11 protein-coding genes and 1 pseudogene are annotated in these 11,553 nt (G+C 70.5%); 7 read left to right on the forward strand and 5 right to left on the reverse strand.

The annotated features are described in order from the left end of the window. From JHD21_RS15995 to JHD21_RS16005, 3 genes and pseudogenes are all read left to right on the forward strand, one after another. Positions 1-368: pseudogene (locus tag JHD21_RS15995) on the forward strand (acyl-CoA synthetase); the annotation flags it as partial. Next, a complete protein-coding gene (locus JHD21_RS16000) occupies positions 365-1,600 on the forward strand; it encodes a hypothetical protein (RefSeq protein ID WP_292677224.1) in 1,236 nt (411 codons plus the stop codon). The pseudogene JHD21_RS15995 and the gene JHD21_RS16000, both read left to right, overlap by 4 nt. Before the next feature lie 36 nt (positions 1,601-1,636). Continuing rightward, positions 1,637-2,182 carry a cytochrome b/b6 domain-containing protein gene (locus JHD21_RS16005; protein WP_292677226.1) on the forward strand — a complete coding sequence of 182 codons (546 nt, stop codon included), beginning with the start codon at positions 1,637-1,639 and terminating at the stop codon, positions 2,180-2,182. A 7-nt stretch (positions 2,183-2,189) separates the two neighbouring features. On the opposite strand, the gene JHD21_RS16010 is transcribed toward JHD21_RS16005, so the two are convergent. From JHD21_RS16010 to JHD21_RS16020, 3 genes are read right to left on the reverse strand one after another with little or no spacing between them, the layout of a single operon-like run. After that, positions 2,190-2,744, reverse strand: a complete 555-nt coding sequence (locus tag JHD21_RS16010) for a LemA family protein (RefSeq protein WP_292677228.1) — start codon at positions 2,742-2,744, stop codon at positions 2,190-2,192. After that, a complete protein-coding gene (locus JHD21_RS16015; protein ID WP_292677242.1) occupies positions 2,741-3,424 on the reverse strand; it encodes a DUF3137 domain-containing protein in 684 nt (227 codons plus the stop codon). Before JHD21_RS16015 ends, JHD21_RS16010 begins: the two co-directional genes overlap by 4 nt. 27 nt (positions 3,425-3,451) lie before the next feature. After that, positions 3,452-4,264, reverse strand: coding sequence for a crotonase/enoyl-CoA hydratase family protein (locus tag JHD21_RS16020; protein ID WP_292677230.1), 813 nt, complete (start codon positions 4,262-4,264; stop codon positions 3,452-3,454). Between the two features lie 45 nt (positions 4,265-4,309). On the opposite strand from JHD21_RS16020, the gene JHD21_RS16025 reads away from it, so the two are divergent. Further along, positions 4,310-5,941, forward strand: coding sequence for an acyl-CoA synthetase (locus tag JHD21_RS16025; RefSeq protein WP_292677232.1), 1,632 nt, complete (start codon positions 4,310-4,312; stop codon positions 5,939-5,941). Beyond that, a complete protein-coding gene (locus tag JHD21_RS16030; protein WP_292677234.1) occupies positions 5,922-7,025 on the forward strand; it encodes a nitronate monooxygenase family protein in 1,104 nt (367 codons plus the stop codon). The genes JHD21_RS16025 and JHD21_RS16030 overlap by 20 nt, the downstream gene beginning before the upstream one ends. A 53-nt stretch (positions 7,026-7,078) precedes the next feature. Here JHD21_RS16030 and JHD21_RS16035 read toward each other — a convergent pair whose 3' ends face one another. Then, on the reverse strand, positions 7,079-7,939 hold the full coding sequence (locus JHD21_RS16035; RefSeq protein WP_292677236.1) for an alpha/beta hydrolase: 861 nt from the start codon (positions 7,937-7,939) through the stop codon (positions 7,079-7,081). Between the two features lie 125 nt (positions 7,940-8,064). Here JHD21_RS16035 and JHD21_RS16040 point away from each other — a divergent pair, with 125 nt between their 5' ends. Beyond that, positions 8,065-9,552, forward strand: coding sequence for a hypothetical protein (locus tag JHD21_RS16040; RefSeq protein ID WP_292677238.1), 1,488 nt, complete (start codon positions 8,065-8,067; stop codon positions 9,550-9,552). A gap of 504 nt (positions 9,553-10,056) precedes the next feature. Beyond that, entirely contained in the window at positions 10,057-11,082 is a 1,026-nt protein-coding gene (locus JHD21_RS16045) for an alpha-L-arabinofuranosidase C-terminal domain-containing protein (protein WP_365696253.1), read from the forward strand. On the opposite strand, the gene JHD21_RS16050 is transcribed toward JHD21_RS16045, so the two are convergent. After that, the gene (locus JHD21_RS16050) at positions 11,069-11,485 is read right to left on the reverse strand and encodes a VOC family protein (protein ID WP_292677240.1); all 417 of its coding nucleotides are present in this window, start codon (positions 11,483-11,485) and stop codon (positions 11,069-11,071) included. The genes JHD21_RS16045 and JHD21_RS16050 overlap by 14 nt on opposite strands. Positions 11,486-11,553: the final 68 nt, after the last annotated feature.

Below are 11,553 nucleotides of genomic sequence, written 5' to 3' on the forward strand. Positions count from 1 at the left end.
AGGACGGCTTCTGGTACATCGTCGACCGCACCAAGGACATGATCGTCACCGGCGGGTTCAACGTGTTCCCGCGGGAGGTCGAGGACGTCGTGGCCGAGCACCCGGCGATCGCGCAGGTCGGTGTGATCGGCACGCCGGACGAGAAGTGGGGAGAGGCGGTCACCGCGATCGTCGTCCTCCGACCCGGGCACGAGCTCACCGATGACGTCGTCCACGAGATCCAGGACATGGTCAAGGAGCGCAAGGGCTCGGTCCAGGCGCCGAAGCAGATCATCGCCACCGACGCGCTGCCGCTGACCGGTCTCGGCAAGCCCGACAAGAAGGCGCTCAGGGCGCAGTACTGGACGGGCGAGCGGGCCGTCGGTTGACGCGCAGCAGGTACGCCGACCTCGAGCGGGACGAGCTCGCCAGGCTGGTCCCGGAGCTGTTGCTCATCGGGCAGCTCATCGACCGCTCGGGCATGGCCTGGTGCATCTCGGCGTTCGGCCGCGAGGAGATGGCGCGGATCGCCATCGAGGAGTGGGCCGGCTCGTCGCCGATCTACACCCGGCGGATGCAGAAGGCGCTCCGCTACGCGCCGGTCACCCCGGGCACCGGGGACGTGGTCACGATCTTCAAGGGCCTCCAGCTCGACATCGGGGCCCCACCGCAGTTCATGGACTTCCGCTACACGGTCCACGACTCCTGGCACGGAGAGTTCCACCTCGACCACTGCGGGGCCCTGATGGACGTCGAGCCGATGGGCGAGGACTACGTCCGCTCCATGTGCCACGACATCGAGGACCCGACGTTCGACGCGACGGCGGTCGCCTCCAACCCCAAGGCCCAGGTGCGGCCGGTCCACCGACCGCCTCGCAGCTCGCCCGACCAGCACCCGCACTGCGCCTGGACCGTGATCATCGACGAGTCCTACCCCTCGGTGGAGGGGATCCCCGCGCTGGCCCAGGTCGAGCGGACCCGCGCCGCGTCGCTGCTGCTCGACCCGATCGACGAGTCAGCGGGCCCGGGGGAGGGCCGCGCCGACTACACCGGTCCGTTGCTCTCCGACCTCGACTTCGCGGCGTTCTCGCACTCGGCGCTGGTCCGGATCGCCGACGAGGTCTGCCTCCAGATGCACCTGCTCAACCTGTCGTTCCTGGTCGCACTGCGCGCCCGCTGCGACACCGACGAGCAGCTCCGGGAGATGGCGACCAAGCAGCTGGTCGGTGTGGCCGGCATCGCCGCGGAGCGGATCAGCCGCGCCCTCGGCACCGACGCGCTGCGGACGCTCGAGCTGCACCCGCTGCTCAACCCCGCGGCGTACGTCGAGGCGCAGGTCACCGACGGCACCCTCGCGGTCACCGCCGGCCCGGCGCACGAGGACGGCGCCTGGATCTCGCTCTGCGGGCCTGGGGCGGTCCGGCCGCTCGAGGCCGTCGTGCGCGCCGTCGACCCGTTGCTCGATGTCGAGGTCACCGGCTCGGACTCGGACTGGGTGGCCACGCTGGTGCCCCGGACCGAGGCGGCCACGGAGGCCGACGAGGTCGCGGTGACCCGGTTCAGCACGGGCAGCGCGTTCGCGTTCGAGCCGCGGAAGTCCATCCCGATCACGCCGGTCTGAGGGCCCCGGCGGCTGCGGAGCGGGTACACCAGACCCATGCACGTGAGGAACGGGCCGCACGGCTACGGGCTGTTGACCAAGTCCCTGCACTGGCTGACCTTCCTCGTCGTGGTGGCCCAGTTCGTCGTCGGCTACACGATGGAGACCGACGACTCGGTGTTCGACCGTCGCGACGAGGCGTGCGAGGCGACCGCCGACACCGACGCCGCCGAGGCGGAGGAGGAGCGCTGCGAGGAGCGGGTCGACCGCGACGAGGACGCCGCGGAGGACGACCCGTCCGACCTGCACGTCGTGCTCGGCATCGCGATCCTGGTGCTGGCAGGCATCCGGGTGCTCTGGCGGCGCTTCACACCGCTGCCGCCGTGGTCGGACCGCTACGGCAAGCTCGGCCGGACCCTGCAGCACTGGCTGGAGAAGGCGATGCTGCTCCTGCTGTTCCTCGTGCCGGTCTCCGGCCTGCTGCTCTCCCGCGGCGACGCCGCGCTCGCGCTGCACGTCGCGTCCCACGTGGCGTTCTATGTGGTTGTGGGTGCGCACATCGTGCTGCAGGTGGCCCACCGGCACGTGGGGCGGATGCTCTAGGCGGTCGCTAGACCGAGGGGGCGGACCGCACGTGGACGTCGGTGACCTCGAAGAACTCCCGCGCCCTGAACCCGAACATCGCGGCGACCAGGTTGGAGGGGAACGTGGCCACCCGGGTGTTGTAGGCGCGCACGTTGCCGTTGTAGAAGCGGCGCGCCGCGGCGATCCGGTCCTCGGTGTTGGTCAGCTCGTCCTGGAGGTCCAGGAAGCTCTGGCTCGCCTGGAGGTCCGGGTAGGCCTCGACCCGGGCCAGCACCTCGGTGAGAGCGCGCCCGACGGACTCCTCGAACTCCGAACGCCGGGCCGGGTCGTCGGACCGGTGCGCCGTCGCGGCCTCCCGGGCGCGGGTCAGGGACTCGAGGACCGCCCGCTCGTGGTCGGCGTACCCCTGCACCGTCTCGACCAGGTTGGGGATCAGCTCGTGCCGCCGGGTCAGCTCGACGTCGATGCCTCCCCAGGACTCGTCGACGAGGGTGCGCTGTCGGACGAACCGGTTGTACATGACCACCAGGCACAGCAGCAGGAACGCCACCACGCCGAGGACGACGTAGAGCACGGTCATGACTCGCCCCTCACCTGACGCCAGACGAAGTCCGGGATCCGGTCGCTGATCTGGTCCATCAGCGCCAGGGTCGCATCGATCTCCGCCACCGACCGCCTGGTGCCGCTCACCATCAGCATCGAGTCGCGCTCGAAGCGCCAGCCGACCTCGCGGTGCTGCAGCAGGAACTCCATCATCTGCGGGTGCAGGACGTCGGAGGCGAACTTCCGGTCCGGGCAGGAAACGGTGAACGCCCGGTTGAAGTCCTCGAGCTCGAGCTCGATGTCGGTGTTCGTCACCCTGCCGATGACCCGCTCCACGAAGTTCTCGGGGTCCACGCGGAGCGAGGGGAGCGAGACGCCCATGGACAGGGCCACCACCGAGAAGGTGTGCGTCGTCGTCCGGCGGTCCTTCCCGGAGCCGCTGGTCGTCTTGTACTCGTAGTCGAACGACACGAACTCGCGGCCGTCGTGCTGCCCGTAGACCGCGTTGGTGGCCGAGCGCCCGTGACCGATCCCGAACGGGGGACCGTCGAACCGGTCGACCAGCAGCGGTTGCTCTGCCTCGTAGCGCCAGCCGCGCGACCCGGCGTACGCCGCCATGGCCTCGCGCCGCTTGGCCGCCTGCACGAACGAGTAGACGACCAGGCCGATCCCCGCGAGGACGAAGAGGACGACCAGGACCACGAAGCCGCTGCCCATCACCACGGCGGACAGGCTACGGGGGGCTCAGCTCCCGGTGAACTGCGCCGGGCGCTTCTCGATGAAGGCCTTCGGGCCCTCCTTGGCGTCGTTGGACGAGAAGACCGCCGCGCCGACCCGGGCGTCGTCCTGCCAGCAGTCGTCCTCGTGCTTGCCCTCGGAGTCGCGAACCGTCTTGAGGATCGCCTGCACGGCCAGCGGGCCGTTGGCGGCGATCTGGTCGGCGATCTCGTGTGCCTTCGCCAGTGCCTGGCCGTCGGGGACGACGTGGCCGATGAGGCCGACCTCCTTGGCCTCCGGCGCCTTCATCACGCGTCCGGTGAGCAACAGCTCCATCGCCACGGTGTAGGGGATCTGCCGGGGGAGCCGGACCGCGGAGCCGCCCATGGGGTAGAGGCTCCACCTGGCCTCCGCCACGCCGAACTTGGCCGACTCGCCCGCGATCCGGATGTCGGTGCCCTGGAGGATCTCGGTGCCGCCGGCGATCGCGGGGCCCTCGACCGCGGCGATCAGCGGCTTGGTGAGCCGGAAGCCCTTGAGCAGCGACTTGATGACCGACGGGTCGAACTCGCCGGACTCGAAGCTCTCGCTCGGTGGCTTCTTGTCGGCGGCCTTGAGGTCCATGCCGGCGCAGAAGTAGCCGCCGGCGCCGGTCAGGATGCAGACCCGGATCTCCGGGTCCTCGTTCACCCGGTCCCAGGCCTCGGTCATGATCGCCAGCATCTCGCCGGAGAGGGCGTTGCGGGCCTCCGGCCGGTTCATGGTGACCACGAGCTTGTGGCCGTCCTGCTCCACCAGCGCGTGCGGTTGCTTCTGCTCGTCAGTCGGCTCGTCGGTCACCGGGCGATCGTAGTCAAAAACAAGAACGTGTTCTAGTCTTCCGCCGTGGCCCTGAACATCGCCGACCTCTTCGAGCACACCGTCGACGTGGCCCCGGACAACCCCGCCGTCAAGGTCGGGGACCGGGTCGCGACGTACGCCGACCTTGAGCGGGACAGCAACAAGCTGGCCCACTACCTCGCCGCGCAGGGGGTGAAGGCGGGGGACCACGTCGCGCTGTACGCCAAGAACAGCATCGAGCACGTGATCGGGCTCCTGGCCACCCTCAAGCTCCGGGCCGTGACGATCAACGTCAACTACCGCTACGTCGAGGCCGAGCTCAACTACCTCTTCGAGAACGCCGACGTGGTGGCCGTGCTCTTCGAGCGCACCTACGCCGACCTGGTCGCGAAGTGCGCCCCGCAGCACCCCAAGCTCACGACCTTCGTGTCGCTACCGGACGTCCAGGACCCCGACAACGACTCCGACATCTCGGCCTTCGGCGGCGTCACGCTGGAGGACGCCATGGCCGGCCAGAGCGCCGAGCGCGACTTCGAGGAGCGCAGCGCCGACGACATCCACATCATCTACACCGGCGGCACCACCGGCTTCCCCAAGGGCGTCATGTGGCGCCACGAGGACTTCTGGCGCACCCTCGGCGGCGGGATCGACTTCTACACCGGCGAGCCGCTGGAGGAGTACGACCAGTCCAAGACCGCCAACGACCCGCGGATGACGACGTTCCCGCTCAGCCCGCTGATGCACGGTGGCGCGCAGGCCGGTCTCCTCATGCACCTGTTCGCCGGCCACCTCACGATCCTCGAGCCCAAGTTCGACGCCCAGCGCACCTGGGAGATCATCGAGCGCGACAAGGTCCAGCTCATCTTCATGACCGGCGACGCCATGGCGCTCCCGCTCATCGACGAGTACGAGCGCAAAGCCGCCACCGGCACGCCGTACGACGGCTCGAGCCTGTTCGCGATCTCCAGCAGCGCCGCGATCTTCAGCCCGCCGGTCAAGAAGCGCTGGATGGACGTGTTCACCAACGCCGTGTTCACCGACTCGATCGGTGCGACCGAGACCGGCTTCACCGGCATGGGCATGCAGGACAAGGACGCGAAGATCAACACCGACGGCCCGGTCGTCGCGCTCGGGCCGAACTCCGTGGTGCTCGACGACGACAACCAGCCCATCGACCCGAGCAACGTCGGCGCCATCGGGCGGCTCGCCCGCGGCGGCTCGGTCCCGGTCGGCTACTACAAGGACCCGGAGAAGTCGGCGAAGACGTTCATCGAGGTCAACGGCGCCCGGTTCTCGGTGCCCGGCGACAACGCCCGGATCGAGGAGGACGGCAAGGTCACCCTCCTCGGGCGCGGCAGCAACTGCGTCAACACCGGCGGCGAGAAGGTCTACCCCGAGGAGGTGGAGATGGCGATCAAGAACCACCCCGCCGTCTACGACACCCTCGTGGTGGGCATCCCGGACGAGAAGTACGGCCAGGCGGTCGCGGCCGTCGTCTCCCTGCGCGACGGCGCCACGCTCGAGCTGGACGAGCTCCGGGAGTTCCTGCGCACCTACCTGTCCGGCTACAAGCTGCCCCGGGCGCTGACCGTCGTCGACGAGGTGCCGCGCAACGCCACCGGCAAGGCCCAGTACCCCAAGGCGAAGGAGCTGGCTCTTGCGCACGCCACTGTGTGACGAGTTCGGGATCGACTACCCGATCTTCGCGTTCACCCCGTCCGAGCACGTCGCGGCCGCGGTCTCGCGGGCCGGCGGGCTCGGCGTCCTCGGCTGCGTCCGGTTCAACGACACCGAGGAGCTCGAGAAGACCCTGAGCTGGCTCGACGACAACACCGACGGCAAGCCGTACGGCGTCGACATCGTGATGCCGATGAAGATCCCCACCGAGGGCACGTCCGCCGACCTGTCGACGTACATCCCCGAGGAGCACAAGAAGTTCGTCGACGAGACGCTGCTCAAGCTCGGGGTCCCGCCGCTGCCGGAGGGCGAGGGTCGCGAGGGCGTGCTCGGCTGGCTCCACTCGGTCGCCCGCTCGCACCTCGACATCGCGCTCCAGCACCGGCCGGTGCTGATCGCGAACGCGCTCGGCTCGCCTCCCGTCGACGTCATCGAGAAGTGCCACGAGCACGGCATCAAGGTGGCGGCGCTCGCCGGCGCGGCCAAGCACGCGCTGTCCCACGTCACCAACGGCGTCGACATCATCGTGGCGCAGGGCTACGAGGCCGGCGGCCACACCGGTGAGATCGCCAGCATGGTGCTGACCCCGGACATCGTCGACGCGGTCGGCCCCGACGTCCCCGTCCTCGGTGCCGGTGGCATCGGCTCCGGCCGCCAGGTCGCCGCCTCGCTGGCGTTGGGCGCGCAGGGCGTGTGGACCGGGTCCATCTGGCTCGGGACCGAGGAGTACCGCAACCTCGCCAGCAACCAGGGCTGGGAGACGGCGTTCACCCGGGCCACCTCCAGCGACACCGTGCGCACCCGGATCTACACCGGCAAGCCGGCCCGGCTGCTCAAGACCAAGTGGACCGAGGCCTGGGCCGAGGAGGGTGCTCCCGAGCCGCTGCCGATGCCGCTGCAGAACCTGCTGGTCGCGGAGGCTCACAACCGGATCAACGCCGCGCACGACCCCGACGTCATCTCGATGCCGGTCGGTCAGATCGTCGGCCGGATGAACGAGGTCCAGCCCGTCGCCGACGTCATCGAGTCGTTGGTCTCGGAGTTCGAGGAGGCCGTGGAGAAGCTGGGTTCCTACCGCAGCTAGGGACCGCAGCTAGGACCGCAGTCGGGACAGCGAACTGGCCCCGCGACCAGGGGTCAGCCGAGGAAGTCGAGCAGGGCGGAGGCGACCTGCTCGGGCGCCTCCTCGGCCTGGTGGTGTCCGCAGTCGACGACACGATGTGCCAGCGGGTGCTCGAGCCACGCCGCCCAGATCGCCGCCGGGTCGCCGTGGATGTCGAGGTCGTCCTGCCCCGCCTGGAGGAGCATCGTCGGGCAGGCGATCCGTCGTCCCGCCGCTCGGTCGTCCTCGTCGTGGCGGCGGTCGACGCCCAGCCCGGCGCGGTAGTCCTCGCACATGCCGTGCACGACCCCCGGGTCGTGGAAGGCCACCCACACGTCCTCGTGGTTGGCCCGCCCCATCTCCTCCGGTGCGGGGGTGCGGTACCACGCGTCCGGATCGGCGCTGATGACGCGCTCGGCGGGCTTCTCGGTCTGGCCGAGGAACCACCAGTGCCACCAGGCCTGGGCGAACCTCGCATCGGTCCGCTCGAGGTGCTCGACGATGGGCAGCCCGTCCATGACCACGAGCCTGGTCACCGCCTGCGGATGGTCCAGGGCGGTCCGGTAGGCGACCGCCGAGCCGCGGTCGTGGCCCACCACGGCGAACCGTTCGTGGCCGAGCCCCGCCATCAACGCCACCACGTCGGCGGCCATGGCGCGCTTCGAGGACTGGGCGTGGTCGGGCCGGTCGGCCGGGAGCGTCGAGCGTCCGTACCCGCGCAGGTCCGGGCAGACCACCGTGTGCTCCGTCGCCAGCAGAGGCGCCACGGCGTGCCAGGTGGTGTGGGTGCGCGGGTGACCGTGGAGCAGCACGACGGGGCTGCCGCTACCTCCATGGCGCACCCGCAGCTTCACCTCGCCCACATCGACCGTCTCGAGCGTGAAGTCGTCGAACATGGTGGACCCGGTATCCCAACCGGCGTCGTTCAGCCGTGCCGAGGCGTGCCGTGGCGTGCTCTCGCGTGGGCTGTGCCTCGCTACCGACCTGCCGCGATGGGGTCCGATCTGGATACCCTCGGGTGATGGTCATCACGGGGACTGCTGCTCTACGTCGGCTTCTGGTCGTCCTGGTCGCGCTCGCGCTGGCGGTGACGGGCGTGACCGTCTCCGGCGTGCTGTCGGCGCAGGGTGACTCGCTCCCGGCCGCGACGCCGGCGGCGGAGTGCGGGCCCGGTGCCCGCCCCGAGACCGCGATCCAGGGCCGCGTCCCGCTGGCCGACTACGCGTCGGGCCGGGTCAGCCAGGGCTACCGCTGCAACACCAGGCCGCTGGCCCAGCAGGGGACCACCGGCGGGTTCAAGGTCCACCGCTACCGGGACGCGTCGGGACACACCTGCGCGTTCTACGACTCCACGCTGCTGTTCCCCAAGGACGTGCTCTACAACGCGGCCGAGGGGCTCGGCGTCGTGGTGCTGGACATGAGCAAGCCGGGCAAGCCACGCAAGGTCGCCACGCTGACGTCACCGGCGATGCTCAGCCCGCACGAGTCGCTGGTCCTCAACGAGGAGCGGGGCCTGCTCGCCGCGGTGCTCGGCAACCCGTTCACCAACGTCGGGATCCTCGACATCTACGACGTCCGGACCAACTGCCTCAAGCCGAAGCTGCTGTCCTCGACCGACACCGCGGTGCTCGGCCACGAGAGCGGCTTCGCGCCGGACGGAAAGACCTTCTACGCGTCCAGCACCGGCGGTCAGACGCTGGCCGCCGTCGACGTGTCCGACCCGCGCAAGCCCAAGCGGATCTTCTTCCAGAGCGGCGTCAACTACCACGGCCTGCGGCTCTCGCCCGACGGCCGGACGATGTACGTCGCCAACATCGGCAACCCCAGCGGCGTCCGGCTCTCCTCCGGCGGGCTGCGGATCCTCGACGTGTCCGAGATCCAGGACCGCAAGCCGAACCCGAGGGTGAGGATCATCGCCAACCTCGACTGGCCCGAGGGGTCGCTGCCGCAGGTGGCAGAGCCGTTCACCAAGAAGGGCCGGGACTACCTGCTCGAGGTCGACGAGTTCGCCGACTTCGGCCTCGACGGCGGCCCGACCCAGTCCAGCGCGCCGGTGGGTGCGGCCCGGATCATCGACATCGAGGACCCGGCCAACCCGAAGGTCGTCTCCCACCTGCGGCTCGCCGTGCACCAGCCCGGCGCCCGGGCCGGCGACCAGCAGCTCGACCCGGGCGCGCTGATCCCGGTGCAGGGCTACGCCGGCCACTACTGCTCGTTGCCCAAGACCCGGAACCCCAAGATCGTCGGCTGCTCGATGATCCTGTCCGGCCTGCGCCTCTTCGACATCCGCGACGTCGAGAACCCGCGCGAGGTGGCGTACTTCAACGAGCCGACGGTGCCCGGCTCGAGCTCGCTCAACCCCACGGCCCTCGGCGCCTTCGCCATGTCGGCCCCGGCATGGGACCGGTCCCGCCGTGCGGTCTGGTACACCGACGCCAACAAGGGCTTCTTCGTGGTGGCGCTCACCAACGGTGTCGGCAAGCTGCTCAAGAAGCGCCGACCCAGGTAGTCGCGACGATGCGGCGAGCCACGCTGGTCCTCGACCCGGCCTTCCGGGTGGGTGCGGTCGATCCCCGGCTGTTCGGCTCGTTCGTCGAGCACATGGGCCGCTGCGTCCACACCGGGATCCACGAGCCGGGGCACCCCACCGCGGACGGCCGGGGGATGCGGGGCGACGTGCTCGAGCTGGTCCGTGAGCTGGGCCCCACGATCGCGCGCTATCCCGGCGGCAACTTCGTCTCGAGCTACCGGTGGGAGGACGGGGTCGGGCCGCTCGACCAGCGGCCGCGACGGCTGGACCTCGCCTGGAGGTCCATCGAGCCCAACACCGTGGGCGTCGACGAGTTCGTGGGGTGGTGCCGGGAGGCGGACGTCGAGCCGATGCTCGCGGTGAACCTCGGGACCAGGGGGCTCGCGGAGGCCCTCGACCTCCTGGAGTACTGCAACCACCCGGGCGGCACCCGGCTGTCGGACCTCAGGCGGACCAACGGGACCGAGACCGCACGACGTCCGGGTGTGGTGCCTGGGCAACGAGATGGACGGGCCCTGGCAGACCGGACACAAGACGGCACTCGAGTACGCCCGTCTGGCCGCGGAGACGGCGCGGGCGATGCGTCGGGTCGACCCCAGGATCGAGCTCGTCGCCTGCGGCAGCTCCGGCCCGCAGATGCCGACGTTCGGGTCGTGGGAGGCGACCGTCCTCGAGGAGTGCTACGACGCGGTGGACTTCGTGTCGCTGCACAGCTACTACGACCCGCGGGGCCGCCCGACCGAGGAGTTCCTCGGGAGCAGCGTCGACCTGGACCGGGCCATCGGCGCCGTCGTGGCGACCGCCGACCACGTCGGGGCGCGCCTCAAGTCTCGCAAGCGGCTGCGGCTCTCCGTCGACGAGTGGAACGTCTGGTACCAGTCGGACCTGGACGAGTGGGCGCTGGCGCGGGCCGGCTGGGTCGAGGCCCGGCCTCTCATCGAGGACACGTACGACGTCGTCGACGCGGTCGTCGTCGGCTCGCTCCTCATCTCGCTGCTCCGGCACGCCGACCGTGTTGGGATCGCCTGCCAGGCGCAGCTCGCGAACGTCATCGCGCCCATCCGGACCGAGCCGGGCGGGCCGGCCTGGCGCCAGACGATCTTCCACCCGTTCGCGCAGGCGGCGTCGATGGCCCGGGGCGACGTGCTGCGGGTCGAGCCTCGGGTGGACAGCTATGACGCCGGCGAGCTGGGGGCCGTGCCGCTGCTGGACGTGACGGCGACGTACGACGAGGACTCCGGTGCCCTCACGATGTTCGCGGTCAACCGCTCCACCACCGACCAGCTCGACATGGAGGCGACGATGCGCGCCTTCCCGGACCACCGGGTCAGCTCCGCGACGACCCTGACCGCCGACGACCTCCGCACGACCAACACCGCCGAGCGGCCCGACGCCGTGGTTCCGCGTCCGCTCGTGCAGGTCGAGGTCACCGACGGGCTGCTCCGTGCCGCGCTGCCGCCGGTGTCGTGGAACGTCGTGCGGCTGGAGCCCCTCACTAGGGGAAGCTGAGTCCGCCCCACTCCTCGGGCGCCACGTCGCGGACGGTCTGGGTCAGCTGCCAGCGGTGGCCCGCCGGGTCCGCCACCGTCGCCTCACGCTCGCCGTAGTTACGGGTCGTGAGCTCCTCCAGCACCGTCGCGCCGTGCTCGACCGCTCGCGCGAAGGCCGCGTCCACGTCCTCGACCCGGATCTTGCACAGGTGCCGATCGTCGGACCCGCCGTCCCGACCGCGGTCGGCGACGATCACGGCGCCGTCCGCACCGACCTGGAGCTGTGCCCGGTGGTCCTCGCCGATCCGCACCCGCTCTCGGAAACCGAGCGCGGCGGTCAGCCAGTCGACGGCAGCCCGCACGTCCGGGTAGCTGAGCACGGGGATGACGGTGGCGCTAGGCGCGGACCTGTTGGACTGCATGGCAACACCGTAGGCGCGCACCCGCCTCGAGCGGCTCCGCTCGGCCGGCGATGTGTGGGGGGTAGCCA

This window comes from Nocardioides sp., from assembly GCF_016462705.1.
GTDB lineage: Bacteria > Actinomycetota > Actinomycetes > Propionibacteriales > Nocardioidaceae > Nocardioides.

Excerpts from the sequence above, each read along its gene's own strand:
- JHD21_RS16005 (WP_292677226.1), top strand. The coding sequence starts at position 1,637 with ATGCACGTGAGGAACGGGCCGCACGGCTACGGGCTGTTGACCAAGTCC.
- JHD21_RS16010 (WP_292677228.1), bottom strand. The coding sequence starts at position 2,744 with ATGACCGTGCTCTACGTCGTCCTCGGCGTGGTGGCGTTCCTGCTGCTG.
- JHD21_RS16015 (WP_292677242.1), bottom strand. The coding sequence starts at position 3,424 with ATGGGCAGCGGCTTCGTGGTCCTGGTCGTCCTCTTCGTCCTCGCGGGG.
- JHD21_RS16035 (WP_292677236.1), bottom strand. The coding sequence starts at position 7,939 with ATGTTCGACGACTTCACGCTCGAGACGGTCGATGTGGGCGAGGTGAAG.
- JHD21_RS16040 (WP_292677238.1), top strand. The coding sequence starts at position 8,065 with ATGGTCATCACGGGGACTGCTGCTCTACGTCGGCTTCTGGTCGTCCTG.
- JHD21_RS16050 (WP_292677240.1), bottom strand. The coding sequence starts at position 11,485 with ATGCAGTCCAACAGGTCCGCGCCTAGCGCCACCGTCATCCCCGTGCTC.